This window comes from Microcoleus sp. MOSTC5, from assembly GCF_036701825.1.
Classification (GTDB): Bacteria; Cyanobacteriota; Cyanobacteriia; order Cyanobacteriales; family Microcoleaceae; genus Microcoleus; species Microcoleus asticus.
This window is the reverse complement of record NZ_JAUBRK010000022.1, coordinates 64,750-79,709: the sequence shown is the minus strand read 5'-3', so window position 1 is coordinate 79,709 and position 14,960 is coordinate 64,750. Positions and strand designations below refer to the sequence as shown.

At 45.6% G+C, this 14,960-nt stretch carries 15 protein-coding genes; 11 read left to right on the top strand and 4 right to left on the bottom strand.

Going from position 1 to position 14,960, the window contains the following annotated elements; genetic code table 11:
- Positions 1-470: 470 nt before the first annotated feature.
- Positions 471-1,583 carry an AI-2E family transporter gene (locus tag QUA54_RS14320; protein WP_333415162.1) on the bottom strand — a complete coding sequence of 371 codons (1,113 nt, stop codon included), beginning with the start codon at positions 1,581-1,583 and terminating at the stop codon, positions 471-473.
- Positions 1,584-1,725: 142 nt separating this feature from the next.
- Between QUA54_RS14320 and QUA54_RS14315 the strand changes: the two genes are divergently transcribed.
- Positions 1,726-2,682, top strand: a complete 957-nt coding sequence (locus tag QUA54_RS14315) for an alpha/beta hydrolase (protein WP_333415161.1) — start codon at positions 1,726-1,728, stop codon at positions 2,680-2,682.
- A gap of 321 nt (positions 2,683-3,003) precedes the next feature.
- Here the strand turns inward: QUA54_RS14315 and QUA54_RS14310 are convergent, their stop codons facing one another.
- Positions 3,004-3,231 carry a hypothetical protein gene (locus QUA54_RS14310; RefSeq protein WP_333415160.1) on the bottom strand — a complete coding sequence of 76 codons (228 nt, stop codon included), beginning with the start codon at positions 3,229-3,231 and terminating at the stop codon, positions 3,004-3,006.
- 111 nt (positions 3,232-3,342) lie between these two features.
- Between QUA54_RS14310 and QUA54_RS14305 the strand changes: the two genes are divergently transcribed.
- The gene (locus QUA54_RS14305; RefSeq protein WP_333373835.1) at positions 3,343-3,531 is read left to right on the top strand and encodes a DUF433 domain-containing protein; all 189 of its coding nucleotides are present in this window, start codon (positions 3,343-3,345) and stop codon (positions 3,529-3,531) included.
- A 50-nt stretch (positions 3,532-3,581) separates the two neighbouring features.
- Here the strand turns inward: QUA54_RS14305 and cysS are convergent, their stop codons facing one another.
- Together cysS and QUA54_RS14295 are read right to left on the bottom strand one after the other, a co-directional pair.
- A complete protein-coding gene (gene cysS, locus QUA54_RS14300; protein WP_333415159.1) occupies positions 3,582-5,171 on the bottom strand; it encodes a cysteine--tRNA ligase in 1,590 nt (529 codons plus the stop codon).
- Between the two features lie 103 nt (positions 5,172-5,274).
- Positions 5,275-5,397, bottom strand: coding sequence for a hypothetical protein (locus tag QUA54_RS14295; protein ID WP_281363531.1), 123 nt, complete (start codon positions 5,395-5,397; stop codon positions 5,275-5,277).
- 265 nt (positions 5,398-5,662) lie between these two features.
- Here QUA54_RS14295 and QUA54_RS14290 point away from each other — a divergent pair, with 265 nt between their 5' ends.
- The 9 genes from QUA54_RS14290 (at position 5,663) to QUA54_RS14250 (ending at position 14,652) form a co-directional block, all read left to right on the top strand.
- Entirely contained in the window at positions 5,663-5,866 is a 204-nt protein-coding gene (locus tag QUA54_RS14290; protein ID WP_172187033.1) for a hypothetical protein, read from the top strand.
- A gap of 98 nt (positions 5,867-5,964) precedes the next feature.
- A complete protein-coding gene (locus QUA54_RS14285; protein ID WP_333415158.1) occupies positions 5,965-7,299 on the top strand; it encodes a DUF4912 domain-containing protein in 1,335 nt (444 codons plus the stop codon).
- A gap of 662 nt (positions 7,300-7,961) precedes the next feature.
- Positions 7,962-9,275, top strand: coding sequence for an ABC transporter substrate-binding protein (locus QUA54_RS14280; RefSeq protein WP_333415157.1), 1,314 nt, complete (start codon positions 7,962-7,964; stop codon positions 9,273-9,275).
- A gap of 180 nt (positions 9,276-9,455) precedes the next feature.
- Positions 9,456-10,349 (top strand): sugar ABC transporter permease, encoded by an 894-nt coding sequence (locus QUA54_RS14275; RefSeq protein WP_333415156.1) that lies wholly within the window; start codon positions 9,456-9,458, stop codon positions 10,347-10,349.
- Positions 10,350-10,447: 98 nt separating this feature from the next.
- A complete protein-coding gene (locus QUA54_RS14270; protein WP_333415155.1) occupies positions 10,448-11,311 on the top strand; it encodes a carbohydrate ABC transporter permease in 864 nt (287 codons plus the stop codon).
- 187 nt (positions 11,312-11,498) lie between these two features.
- Positions 11,499-12,581 (top strand): ABC transporter ATP-binding protein, encoded by a 1,083-nt coding sequence (locus tag QUA54_RS14265; protein WP_333415154.1) that lies wholly within the window; start codon positions 11,499-11,501, stop codon positions 12,579-12,581.
- Between the two features lie 333 nt (positions 12,582-12,914).
- A complete protein-coding gene (locus QUA54_RS14260) occupies positions 12,915-13,265 on the top strand; it encodes a hypothetical protein (RefSeq protein WP_333415153.1) in 351 nt (116 codons plus the stop codon).
- A gap of 575 nt (positions 13,266-13,840) precedes the next feature.
- Complete coding sequence (locus QUA54_RS14255) at positions 13,841-14,278, top strand: DUF3574 domain-containing protein (protein WP_333415152.1); 438 nt, start codon at positions 13,841-13,843, stop codon at positions 14,276-14,278.
- A gap of 170 nt (positions 14,279-14,448) precedes the next feature.
- Positions 14,449-14,652: a hypothetical protein gene (locus QUA54_RS14250; RefSeq protein WP_333198537.1), complete on the top strand. Its 204-nt coding sequence runs from the start codon at positions 14,449-14,451 to the stop codon at positions 14,650-14,652.
- Positions 14,653-14,960 lie beyond the last annotated feature (308 nt).

Genomic DNA, 14,960 nt, shown 5'->3' with positions numbered 1-14,960 from the left:
AGCAAAATACCGTAGACGGAGTACATTATTTTGCCTGGAATATCATTATACTATTTATTTGTGTAAGTAGGTAGGCGGAATTAAACCGCTCTATGTAACAGTATGTAAATAGGGCTGACTTAGCCACGCTTAGAGCATTTGGATACTTTACAATCGTTTACATAATTGCGTTTTACAGCGCCTACTTACTTAGTCCTTAGTTTTTAGTAATCAGTCATCAGTCATCAGTCATTAGGCTTATTACATCGATGAGGCATTTCAAGATTGTTTGCTAAGGCATACAATTCAATTTTAGCCTTTAGTTAATAGTGCGAGGTTAAGAACTCGCGAAAAGAACACTCGCGAGTTCTTAACCTCGCACACTACTTTCAAGCATCTTATTCCGATGCCAACAGAAACCAGATAAATTAAATATTTCAATTCCCCTCTCCCTATGGCATCATCTCCCTATCTTCCCCGCTATCAGGCTATCAGGCCGAAGGTGTAAGAGGTGGCAAGTCAGAATTATTTGTAGCCTGATCTATGGCATCTTGATGTTCGCTCCTAAGCTTCGGTTTTAAATACAAGTTCTCAATCAAAGCTGCCACTCCCGCAAACCAAGGCGGTACAATTACAGCTCCAATAATTCCCAATACTTGAACGCCTCCCAAGACAGACAGCAATTGATATAAAGGATGCACTCCAACCGATGAACCAACCAGCAAAGGATCTAGCACGTAGGTTTCCAAATTCTGGATGATTACAAATAACAGCAACACCCACAAAAGTACCCAGCCACCTTTAGCTAATGCTACGATTAATGCTGGTACTGCTCCCAAAACTGGCCCGAGGAAGGGAATCAAGTTGGTAACACCGGCGATCGCACCCAAGCCTAAAGCAAATTCCGGCATTCCCAAAATGCTTAAACCTGTGGTAATAAATATTCCTAAAATCCCCGAAACTAACACTCGACCGCGAATATAACTCCCCATTCTTTGACCGATTGGCGCTGCTTGTGCGGCTAATCTTGCATCCCAAGGTTTTGGGAAAAACTGCACCAAACTTTTAATTAATGTGTCGCTGTCGGCAACCATGTAACCGGAAATAAATAATGCTAAAACTAGGCTGAAGACACCGCCTAGAATGCCTCTCGTTAAACTGTACGATCGCCAAACCAGTTGTTGGCTCGATCGAATCAGCCAATTAGTCAGCGATTGAGTGTCCACAAACTGACCCACCAAGGTTGGGGCATTGTCGCTCAACCGACTCAATACATTAGTTGCCACAGTTCGCAAACTTTCGACATAAACGGGTAACTGCCGCAGCAGTAACTCTATTTGTTCGATTACCGTGGGGCCGATTAACACTACTGTCCCGCTAAATCCGCCGATGAGAGTTAAATAAACCATAATCACCGCTAGCCAGCGGGGAACCCGCATTGTTTCGGCCCAATTAACGATCGGGACGATCGACGCGGCCAGCACGACTGATATCATCAGAATTACTAGCAAGCTGCGCAATTGCCACAGCAGCACTAGCAGCAAGGACGATGCTACTATTAGCAGCAAGTTAGGTAAAGAAATGGTAATCCGCTGTTCTGACATGATTAAGTAATAAAGGTTTATATTTGCGCTTATGTCCTCCCATAGGGGGAGTTTATTTATCTTCTCAGTTACCAAATATATGTGGGTAAAATCTGCCCCTACTCATATTATAATCAAAAGTAACATCAGTACAAAAAAAAATATGCAACCGCAATATTCAACCCAAGATTTCTCCACTATTTCGTCTATTAAATCACCAACGCTGTTTTACGAATGGCAAAATTATCGCTGTGCTTATGATGTTTATAAACCAACTACTGCGACAGAATATAGCATCCCTTTGTTATTAATTCATCCGATAGGAGTTGGTTTGTCAAGAATCTTTTGGCATAGATTTTGTGAGAGTTGGTACAAAGCAGGGAACAGCAATCCGATTTACAATCCCGACCTTTTGGGCTGCGGCGATTGCGAAATGCCGGCTGTGGCTTGCTATCCTGAAGATTGGGCTGCACAGTTGCAGTTTTTCTTGGAAACAGTAGTAAAAAAACCTGCGATCGTACTCGTGCAAGGTGCTTTACTAGCTGTAGCCTTGGCTTTAGCAAAAAGGCAGCAGGAAAGCGGCTCAAATTTAATTCACGGCTTAGTTCTCGCAGGGCCTCCCGCTTGGGCGGTGATGAACAAACATTCGACAGAAAGACAGCAAAGAATTGTCTGGAATTTGTTAGATTCTCCCTTGGGAAACGCTTTTTACCGCTACGCCAGACGCGCTGAATTTTTGCGTTCTTTTTCCATCAAACAACTCTTTGGTGATGCGACAAAAGTTGACAGCGAATGGTTGAATGCTTTGCAGGCTGGGGCGGGGAATCCTGACAGCCGGCACGCGGTTTTCTCGTTTTTAGCGGGGTTTTGGCGCCAGGATTACAGCGGTACGATTCAAAAGTTCGATCGGCCCGCACTTGTTGTCATGGGAGAAAAAGCCTCAAGCATCAGTCAAGCGGGTAAGGAAGAGAAACCCGATGAAAGATTAGCGCAATATTTAGCCCATTTTCCCAATGCGGAAGGTTTATTAATGCCAGGGCGCAATGTTTTGCCCTACGAATCAACCGCAGAATTTGTCGAGGCTGTTGCGGCGTTTGTGGATAAGTTAAATAAAAATTAAATCTATTTGTGGAGTTATTATCTAATAATAACTGACACAGTTAATAGACCTCATCATGTGTCCCGATGTCGAGTAAAACAATGACTTCACAATTTGTTTCCGTGTCCTCTTCAATCGAGAACACGATACGACAATTATAGCCACAAGAGCAGGACTGAAGACCGTCGAGTTTGCCGCCTAGTTTGTGGGTACCTAGGTTTGGAAAAAATACATCTGCTTCCATTTGTTGAAGAGATTCTTCTATACGTTGCTGGATCTCAGGATTTCGTTTGACAAACTTGCGAAATGCTCGTTTGAATTTGGGAGTCAGAACCAGTTGTCTCATGCTTCCGGCTCGTCCAAAGACTGGCGTAATGTTGCAATAACATCCTCGGCTGACTGCTGTCGAAATTTGCCTGTACGGAAATCAGCTAAGGTTTGTTGGGCGTCAGCAGCTATTTCTGCGCGGACACTCTCGCTGTGACGGTTTTGCAGGATTTTGATCAGCATTTCCTGCTGTTCGTAGGACAGTTGCAAAGCAGTTTCTAGCACTTGGTCGAGGGTATTCATAGAGTTAGGCTATTAGCTCTAAGGTGGAAAAAATTGCGAAGTTGAGTAAATTGTATCGCTTATTCCAAGACTAGGCTAAACAAAAAAAAATGTACTAAACTCGGTTTTGTCATGAGCGACAACATCATTACGATCGAACCAGGTAAACGCGGTGGAAAGCCTTGCATCAGGCGAATGCGAATTACCGTGTATGATGTGTTGGGTTGGCTGGCTGCGGGAATGTCTCATACAGAGATTCTAGACGATTTCCCAGAGTTGACGGAGGAAGACATTAGAGCGTGTTTAGAATTCGGCGGTTGAAACCGCTTCTTGTCAAACAAAGTCTGCCTCCGCAGATTATGAATTTAGTTTCAACCCCGATGCCAGATGGTTGTACCATCTTTTTGATCGATCAGAGTAATGCCCCGATCCTTGAGTTCGTTGCGAATGCGATCGCCCTCAGCGAAATTCTTAGCTTTTCGGGCATCTTTCCGCTGCTGAATCATCGTCTCAATCTCCTCATCTAATTCGCTAATGATTTCAACTTTATTAATACTGAAAGATGAGTGATCGGTATAGATATTCGCACGTCCCTTGACTCGATTGGTAATTCCTAAAACATCGTCGGCTAAACGAACAAGAGTCTGCCACTTTTGTTGCAACACTTCCAAAGGCGTTTCTGTTTTTCCCTCATGTACAATTATATTCCTTTCGCGCCGCAATTCCTTCGCCAATTCAAACAGAACAGCTAAAGCATTCGGAGTATTGAAATCATCATCCATCGCTGCTCTAAATTGCTGTACAGCCTCACTCTCCACTATGGGCAATTTCCGAATTTTATCTACATCCCAACCCCATTGGGAACCGTGCACATAACCAAAAACTATACCTTCCTTAAGAGTATGCCAACCATTTCGAGCGTTAGCGATCGCCTCTTCGGTAAAATCAATTTGACTGCGGTACTGCGCCATCAACACAAACAGCCTCACCGCCATCGGTTCCACCGCTTTTGACTTCTCGCTTCCTTCATTCTGACTCCCCCCCTTACCAAGGGGGGGCTGGGGGGGGTTAGATTCCAAATCGCCCGACCAATTCCCCTCCAACAAATCGCGAATTGTAATAAAATTGTGCAAAGATTTCGACATCTTTTTGCCATTGACAGTCACAAAAGCATTGTGCATCCAATAATTAGCAAGTGACTTGCCAGTCGCGGCTTCAGATTGAGCAATTTCGTTTTCGTGGTGCGGAAAAATTAAATCGGAACCGCCGCAGTGAATGTCAATTGTTTCGCCCAAGCAATCACGCACCATCGCCGAACATTCGATGTGCCATCCGGGGCGGCCTTTTCCCCAAGATGAATCCCAAGCAGGTTCTCCGGGTTTAGCGCTTTTCCACAGGGCAAAATCAGACGAATCTTGCTTTTTTTGAGCTTCTATTTCTGCGGTTTCCAATCTACCGCTAGCCCCGGCTTGCATTTCTTCCAACTTGCGGCCGGAAAGTTTTCCGTAATCGGCAAACTGCCTCACGTTGTAGTAAACGTCGCCGCCGGAAGCATAGGCATAACCTTTATTTTCTAATTCGTGAATCAGGCGTTTAATGCCGTCCATTGTATGAGTTGCGCGGGGGTATTCATCGGCATCGAGAATATTCAGCTTCTCCATATCTACGAAATATTCATGGATGAAGCGTTCCGCCACGGCTTCCATTGTGGAATTAGTTTCGCGGGCGCGGTTGAGAATTTTGTCGTCAATATCTGTAAAATTCTGCACGTAGCGGACATCGTATCCCCGCCACATCAGATAGCGGCGCACCATGTCCCAAACAATGTAAGCGCGGGCGTGACCGACGTGGCAGTAATCGTATACCGTAACGCCGCAGCAGTACATCCGCACCTTTCCTGGTTCGATGGGTTCAAAAGGTGATTCGCGACGGGTCAAGCTGTTGTAAAGCGTTAGAGTCATTCGATTTTAGATTTTAGATTTTAGATTTTAGATTTTACAAGATTTACGCAGAACCTCTATGTGTAGGGTGCGCAGTGCGCACCCGATCTGTATAGGTAGCGCGTCAAACTATTTTTGCGTCCAGGACTGTTGGTTTGTAGTTGCGATCGCCCGTTAGCGAAGCTTGCAGAAAAAGAGCGCCCAACTGCCAGCCTAGGAAATTTGGTACTAAATCTCCTCTATCCATAGTACCGCCCCGGCAGACTCAATCTCACATCTAATTCATGTCAGGGAATCTTGATAATAGTTGGTGACGATCCCCACAAGCGTTTTTTTGTCAAGGTTTCCTGACATATTGATCCCCAAAATCACGAAAATGCGTATAACTACTCATGATTGATGGCAAAGACCCCTTGACCCGATCGCAACTTGTCTGCAACATTAAGTCATGACAAAGCGATCCCAAAGAAATGCTTCGATTAAGCTAAGCAGATCTGGGAGTCGAATAGCGCGTGTGCTGCCAGCACAGCGTTGCTAGCAGCACCGATCGCACTCACAAAATCGATCTTGTCAATCAAGAATCGACAGAAAAGTTTTATTTAGATCGGACGGTGCGCGCAGAAGCCAAGAAGTCACAACCCCCGATCGCATTGGGGACAAGACAAGCTAAAAACAAGCAAGGCTTCAAAGGTTGGAGAGATTTGGAAGCTCGATAATATTTGCATTTAAAAGAGTTTCTAACTCAAAAAGTCAACACATTTGTGTTGAAAGAAAAAATCTAACCCGCCATCCCAAATAAGTGGAGAACAAACTCATGGCAAAAGAACGCCCACCATTAGAAGAGATGACTTTGCGACAACTCCGCAGAGTTGCTAGCGAATGTGGAGTCTCTCGCTACAGCCGGATGCGGAAATCGCAACTCCTGGCATCCATTCAAGAAATTCAGCGCACCAAATTTTCCTACAGCCCATCTCGCAAATTAGAGGCACAAGAAGCAGTGGAAGCAGCAAAGTTTGAACTCGGTCAAGAAGATAGAACAGGCGGTTCTTTGTCGTCTGTAGATGAAGGTTTAGCAGATTTGCCCAACGGCTACGGCGAGAGCCGGGTTGTTTTAATGCCCCGCGACCCAGAATGGGCCTACACTTACTGGGACATTCCCAACGCTCGCAAAGAAGAATTGCGCCGCCAAGGAGGACAGCAACTCGCCCTGCGGATCTACGACGTTACAGATGTTAACCTCGACACCCAAAGCCCGCACAGCATTCAAGAATATCCCTGCGACGAACTGGCGCGGGAATGGTACGTGCCAATCCCCGTGAGCGATCGGGATTACGCGATCGACATCGGCTACCGCTGTGCAGACGGCCGCTGGCTGGTATTAGCTCGATCGGCCGAAGTCCGCGTTCCTCCCGTCTATCCCAGCGACTGGATTGAAGACCAATTCATCACCCTCGACTGGGAAGAAGAGTTGCAAGGCAAAACCTTCGCCGAACTGGTTCCTCCCGCCAAGAAAATGGCACAAGCAGGCAATGGCGCTGGTTTCAGCACCAGGAACGCCATCTACGAACAAATCTTTGGCATGGCAGAATCTGCCGAATCCCTGCGCGTAGCGGGTTCTATCTTCGGTTCCATGCAGCACGTCGCCGGTTCCGTCCAGCAAGTCGGCATCCACGAACAAGCTCTCAGTTCCTACGTGTTCCCCTCCGGCGTTGGAATGTGGGCTGTTCCCACCATGTCCGGTGTCGGTATGTCGGGTGTCGGTATGTCCGGCCTCACCATGTCCGGTGTCGGTATGTCCGGCCTCACCATGTCCGGTATCGGTATGTCCGGTGTCGGTATGTCGGGAGTTGGCTTCGCCGCCCCGATGCGCCCCCGCCAGTTCTGGTTAGTTGCTGACGCCGAACTGATCGTCTACGGCGCCACCGAGCCCGACGCCACCGTCTACGTAGGCGGACAGCCGATTAAACTCAATGCTGACGGCACTTTCCGCTTCCAGATGTCTTTCCAAGACGGCTTAATCGACTATCCGATTTTTGCAGTAGCAGCAGACGGCGAACAAAACCGCGCTATCCACATGAAATTCAACCGCGAAACCCCAGAACGGCACACTAATACCAAGGAAGATGCTGTTGTGGAATGGTTGGGCTAATCGCTCGCGGTCGATCGCGATCCGGGCGATAATGCAGGTTTGTGCCAATTTTTTAACCATCACAAGGCATAGCCTGAGCCGATCGTGATTTGTTAGGGTTAATCCCAGACAACAACCCATAACACCCCCTATACACCGTACTCCTATTTTGAGGAGCGGTGTTTTTTGTATTTAGGACTTACTCAGAAAGCGGGTTTTTATAGCAGAATAGATCGCGGATCGGGCGATCGGCAAAAGTTATACCAATTCTTAAAAGTAGGGATAAATATAGGTTGTATGCGAACATCTGTAGGGACTTAGGCTTAAGTTCCTACTTTATTTCATCGGATTGATAACTGCTATAGCAATCCTACTAAATGAGTCGTAAAGTTTTTACGCCACCCCAACCCTCTCCGAAGTCGCGGGGAGGGAGTAAGAAATTCACAAATGATTTAGTATTGCTATATATTAGACTCTTATCTCAATATCTATCTGTAGATAGATGTTTACTTAACTCGCTATCGAGAGTGTTAAATCAAAATTTGCACTTTTCACTCCACCATTATTAAGTAAGCTAAAGTTTACTTAAATTTTTATTGCACAAACTCGCTAAATTCAGCGAAACAAAAGAAAGCGAGTTATGAGAGAAACAAGGCGATCGCACAGCCACTTTTCAAAAGCAAATGCAAAAAATAAATTCCCCGCCGCAACGAAGGCAGAAGCCTCGTCTTTTAGCCTTATTCGCTGCCACACTAGCCACCGTCTTGCTTTTATTTATTCTGCCGGCACTGACTCAACAGCCAGTCGTGCTCACCATGTTAATGCAAGGCCAAGACCTTCTTAACTGGAAACCATTTGTCAAAGAATTTGAACAGAAAAACCCCGACATTCGCATCAACCTCATAGAAGGGCCTTTTGACACCAACCTCATAGAAAATCTTTACACATCTGCCTTTCTTTTAGGCGAATCGCCTTACGACATCATCAACATGGATATTGTCTGGGTTCCCAAATTTGCAGCCGCAGGTTGGGTAAGCGATTTGACAGACAGAATTCCCCCCGAACAACTATCAAAATTCATCCAAGGTAACGTCGAAGGCGGACGGTATCGGGGCAAACTTTACCGAATTCCCCATGCTTCCGATGCCGGAATGCTTTATTACCGCAAAGACATTTTAGAACAAGCGAAAATTCCAGCCCCGAAAACCTTTGAAGAGATGGTAAAAATCTCTCAAAACTTGCAGAAACAGGGAAAAGCAACTTGGGGTTATTTGTGGCAAGGCAAACAATACGAGGGAGTATCTGCGATGTTTGTCGAAGTGCTCTCCGGTTTCGGCGGCTTCTGGGCTAACCCTCAAACTTTTGAAGTTGGGTTAGATAAACCCGAGGCAATTAAAGCAGTGGAATTTCTCAAAAATACGATCGCCTCCGGCATTTCTCCTCCGGGTGTCACCACCTACGGCGAAGAAGAAACCCGGCTGTTGTTTCAAAACGGCAAAGCGCTATTTTTGCGAAACTGGCCGTATGTTTGGAAGCTGGCAAATGCCGAAGGATCGAATGTTAGAGGTAAAATTGCGATCGAGCCAATGCTCAGCAGTACCGGTAAAACAGGCGGTTCCTGCTTGGGCGGCTGGGGCTGGGGAATTGCCAAAACCTCAAAACATCCAGAACAAGCGTGGAAAGCAATTCAGTATCTTACCAGCGAGGAAACCCAGCGGAAATTTATTTTAGAAACAGGTTTAATTCCCAGTTACAAATCCCTATTTACCAACAAAGAAATAGTCGCCAAATATCCCCACTACCCGCAACTGCTAAAAGTAGTGGAACGGCCAGCTTTGCGCCCGCCCCTGGCACAATACGCTCAAGCTTCTGATATTTTGCAGCGCTATTTGAGTTCAGCTTTTACCGGGAGAATGAGTGCAGAACAAGCAATGAAGGCAGCAGCTAGCGAAACTCGGAATTTATTAGGCAGTTTGAAACAACCCCAAGCTTCGTAAATTTGACATCTTGCCTCTGTCAGAAACAGGCAATATGCCTGTGAAGCGAAGAGTGAATTTTTTTATTGTGGGGTGGGCTTCTAGCCCGCCCGAACAGGCAAGATGCCTGTTCCACAAAAAGTTAATTCAATTGTGGGGTGGGCTTCTAGCCCGCCCAAAAATAAATAAAAGCTGAACAATATGCAATTAGACAAGATGCGACAGCGCGAACAAAAAACCGGGTGGATATTAGTAGCACCAGCTTTGATAATTCTGATGCTAGTATTTGCTTACCCAATATTGCGCGCTTTTTGGCTGAGTTTATTCACCCAAAACCTCGGTACTGAATTAAAACTGGTTTTTTCCGGTTTTGCTAACTACAGTCGAATGTTAGGTGACGGACGTTTCTGGCAAACTTTAGGCAACACCACAGTATTTACTGTCGCCTCTGTTGTGCTGGAATTAATTATCGGCATGGGCATTGCCTTAGTTTTAAATCAATCCTTCCCAGGGCGCGGCATTGTTCGCACCATCTCCCTGCTACCTTGGGCGCTACCGACTGCATTGATGGGAGTAGCTTGGGCGTGGATTTTTAACGACCAATACGGCGTAATTAACGACATTTTAATGCGTTTGGGATTGATTCAAAATAGCATTAGCTGGCTGGGAGATCCGACTTTGGCAATGATGGCAGTAATTACAGCAGATGTGTGGAAAACTACGCCCTTTGTCAGCTTGCTTTTGCTAGCAGGATTGCAGTCAATTCCCAATGATTTGTACGAAGCACACGCCATTGACGGCGCGAGTAGCTGGCAGAGTTTCCGTCAAGTTACCGTGCCCCTGCTGATGCCGCAAATTGTGATTGCTTTGCTGTTTCGATTTGCCCAATCTTTCGGCATTTTTGACTTGATTCAGGTGATGACGGGAGGGGGACCGGCGGGGGCAACCGAGACGGTTTCTATCTACATTTACAGCACGGTAATGAGGTATTTAGACTTTGGGTACGGGGCAGCTTTGGTGGTGTGTACTTTTTTACTGTTAGTGGCAGCAGTTGCGATCGCCGCTTACCTGTTATCGAGAGCCCGCATCAATTGATTTTAGATTTTAGATTTTAGATTTTAGATTTGAGGATTGTAGATTGTAGATTTTAGATTGCTGAACGGTTTGAATTTTTCCTTTCATTGGTATAAATTATGTCGATCGCCCGCGAACAACCCACAAAAAAAACCTTTGACATCCGGCAATTAATCTTGCCAATATCCGCGATATTAGTCGTCGCATATTTCCTCGCACCTATTATCTGGCAGATGCTAACTTCTTTCAAAGTAAATGCGGATATTTCGGCAATTCCCAACGTCTACATTCCCAAACGAATTACTTTTGAGCATTACCTGTCCCTCTTCCAACGTCGCCCGTTTGCTCTTTATATTTTAAATAGCGCTTTTGTTTCGATTACTTCAACATTGCTGTGTTTAGCAGTAGGCGCTCCCGCAGCATACGCTTTAGCCAGGTTGCGGCTGTGGGGCGAGAGAATCATCCTGGCAACTGTGACAATTGTAACGCTATTTCCGGCGGTGCTGCTATTTTTGGGACTGCTGGAAATTGTCAAAGCTTTGGATTTAGGCAATAATTATTTAGCATTAATTATTCCTTACACCGCTATCAACTTGCCGCTGACAATTTTGGTAATGCGGAGTTTCTTTCAACAGTTGCCAAAAGATTTGGAAGATGCCGCTAAAGTAGACGGATACAACACTTTCCAAATGCTGTGGCAAATCGTACTGCCGATGACATTTCCAGCTTTAGTCACAACCGGAATTCTGACATTTATTTCAGCTTGGAACGAGTTTATTTTTGCCCTAACATTTATGACTCGCGAATCTCTAAAAACAATTCCCGTCGCCACGGCTCAACTCAGCGGCACGTCAGTCTTTGAAATTCCTTACGGGCCGATCGCCGCAGCTACCGTTTTGGGAACTTTGCCCTTGGTTTTGCTAGTTTTGGTGTTCCAGCGGCGCATTGTTCAGGGTTTAACTGCGGGTGCAGTAAAAGGATAAATCGATTTTAGATTTTAGAACTCGTTCCTAGGCTCTGCCTGGGAACCGATATCTAGAGGCTCTGCCTCGCTTTTTAAACAGGAAAATTGGAGGCAGAGCCTCCGGATATGCGTTACCAGGCAGAGCCTGGTAACGAGTAAACAACACAGTCAACAGTCAACAGTCAACAGTCAACACTTTAAAAATCATGGCCAAATTGCAACTAAAAAACCTCAATAAAACCTACAGCCCTAAAGTTGTTCCCGTGAAAGACATTAGTTTGGATGTCAGCGAAGGGGAATTTCTGACTTTGTTGGGGCCGTCGGGGTGTGGCAAATCTACCACGCTGCGGTTAATTGCAGGGTTGGAACAGCCCACTAGAGGCGAGATTAGAATTGGCGATCGCAATGTCACTTATCTCAGACCGGGCGATCGGGATATTGCAATGGTTTTTCAAAGTTACGCGCTTTATCCGCACATGACAGTCTACGAGAATATGGCGTCGAGCCTCAAACTTCGCAAAATCTCCTCCGGCGAAATCAATCGGTTAGTGACGGAAGTAGCAACATCCCTCGGATTGACGGAATTAATCGATCGCAAACCCGGAAAACTATCAGGCGGACAGCGGCAGCGAGTCGCCCTCGGCCGCGCATTAGTGCGCCAACCAGAAGTATTTTTGCTCGACGAACCTTTGAGCAATCTCGACGCATTATTGCGGGAAAAAGTTAGGGCCGAACTAAAACAATTGTTTTCCTCCCAAAAAGCTCCTGTAGTTTACGTCACTCACGACCAAACCGAAGCAATGACGCTTTCTACAAAAGTCGCAGTTCTCAACAGCGGCAGCGTGCAGCAGCTAGATCCGCCACACTTAATTTATACCCGTCCTGCCAATCAGTTTGTAGCCGGTTTTGTGGGCAGCCCGCAAATGAATTTGCTAGTGCTTAAATGCCAGGGCAATTTTGCGATGTTAGGTGATTTTGGAGTTCCACTCCCAAATATGCCGACTGTGCCGCCAGAAATTGTGTTGGGAATTCGCCCGGAACACGTCGGCTTTGCAGATGCAGAGGCCGGCAAGATAGCCGCCCCAGAGGCAATTAAAGGTGAGGTTTATTTAGTGGAAAACTTGGGAATGCAAAATTTAGTTAGCGTCCGAGTTAAAGGTTTGGAGCCAGTAACGGTGCGGGCTTTGCTGCCAAATGACCGCCACTGGAATTCCGAAATTGTAGAGCTGGTTTTTCCGCCTCAGTTGCTGCACTGGTTTGATGTAAAAACGGGCGATCGCTTGCAATAAGAATTTGCCCTGAATAGCATGATTGATTAAAAATTCTCTAACCATGTGTATAAAAATAGGTGTTTTCCTTCTAATTAAGTTATGACTTTAGTTAGAGGTAAAACTATTTTGCTGCTGTTAACGTGATATTCATGTGTGAAAAAGCTAATTGGCTCACACATAGGTGGCGTATTTACCAGAATTTATCGCTAACCTATAACTCTATTTAGGTGGTTAATTGCAAGGTGAAGCTAAGTTGGCTTTCTCTGGCGTTAGCTGCTGAGTTTGGAGTGAGCCAATCAGATTTAAAAATGTTGAAATTTATCACCAATCAACTTAGGGAGTATTACCGAGATGAATTTGATTTCCACAGCCATTGCTCGCATCAGTTCCCTGCTTAAGGGCTTTCAAGTGAAGAGTTTTTTGAGTGTTGTCCTAGTCGGTTTTATGCTGCTGACGGCAAATGTTGATTCGGGACACAGTAACAAGGCTTTCGGCACTCCAGGAGGCTCAAAAGCGGATCTAAACAATCCTGAAAGACCCCAAACAACCCGGGAATGGAGGCAAGAAGCTCGCGAAACGTCAGACTCTCCGGGCGAACGAGCTCAGAAGATTGGACAAGAGGCAGGAGCAGCCGTGAAAGAAATGGGAGAGATGTACCAAGACACTGCTAAGAGAAGTGTCCGCGACTTAAAGGATAAGTAGGTCCACCTAAAAAAATATAACACTGAGAAACCTGATTGCTGTAGGGGCAGCGCCAAGAGTGTTCGCCCTTGCGGGTTTCTCAACACCTGAACAGTTTGACGTTTAAATAGGTTGAGCTACTTAATACGGCAGAGACAATCAAGTAGGCGAGCATAAATAAACTAAGACTGACGTTCATAAACCCGGTTTCTCATGTGAAACTGGGTTTTTGAGTTGGAAGCCTTTTATGTTAAATTAAATCAAATCCGCGTTAAAAACCCCTTGATAAGACTCGGCGGTTGAAACTGAGATATTGCTGGATTCTCCATAAGCATTTCAAGGGCGGACTAGGAGCAACGGCCCAGAATAAAATTGAACTATGAGTGGAACAGGCCGGAAAGCCTGCTCGTGAAAATGGTGCAATATGTCAGTTAAAACCGCTTTTAACTTCAAACTCGTATGTGGCTTCGATCGCCTCTAGAATGCGAGTTTGATGTCAAAATACACAAACTTTCGTCCCTCTCGCTTGAGACTGAGAAATAAGCGGTAAGGTGCTTAGGTTGCACCTTACATATAGAAGTTCCGCGTAATTCCTGATGAATAAACATCTTAACAGTCTTTGCTTGACCGGCCTGCTGTTCATCCTGCCTGTTTGTCCCGCGACAATTGCCCGCGCTCAACTTCCCGAAACTTCGGATACTAATGCCAAGCAAACAAATCTCCTCAAAGATGAACTGTATTTTGGGTTAACTAAACCGGAAGGTGAAACAATTTCGGAAGCAGAATGGCAGGAGTTTGTCAAGGCAGTTATTACCCCTCGCTTTCGGGAAGGGCTAACTGTATTAGAAGGATCGGGGCAGTTTCTCAACAGCTCGGGAATTCTAATTCGAGAAAACTCTAAAATAGTTATTTTGATTTATGAAAGTAGCCGGGAAAAAAATCAGGCTATTAATGAAATTATCGAAACTTACAAACGCACTTTCCAGCAAGAGTCCGTTTTGCGGGCCACGAGCGAAGTTAAGGTTTCCTTCTGATGCGGTCATCGAATCAGTGTATTTATGATATTATTTGGCTGAGCAAGGTCATACCCTCAAAGATAAGTAGGGTGCGGGTGCAAGCAAAATCATAATAATCATAATTTTTGGGTATCGATCGCACACTGCAAAAACTCGCTAGAAAAACCTGCCCGGGAGAAAACAAAAACATGACAAACGACGGCAACCCAAAAGCTGAACGGCCCGAAAGCGAGGATTCAGAAAATTTGGACGGTATGGCGAAAGCTTTTATTGTGAGCGTGGCTTGGTCTTACGCAGAGGCATTGGAGCGAACGAAACGATCGCGAAATCCACAGGAACCCGCGCCGGAATCTCCGACAGAACAAGTCGATCGCAATCCTGAAAGCAATTAATGAAAGACCGTTAATGCGATCGATTAGCCAAATTATCTGTGCGATCGAACACAGTAGTCAGTGAGCTGTTTTGAGTTCTGAACGATCTACTCAGAGCAGCGAGCTGTTCAATTAAAGCCGAATTTGTATTGGATTTTACAACAAAAAAAAGTGAAATCCCCGTAACCCTTCAATAAGCTCAAGACAAGCTTTAGTCAGGGGATGAGAACTGCGTTGCGGGTTTGAACCTCAACCTATCTCTATCCCTAAAACGGATTTAAACTAAACAAAGTACGGTTTTACCGCTACAGTGTACAAAACAAATAACC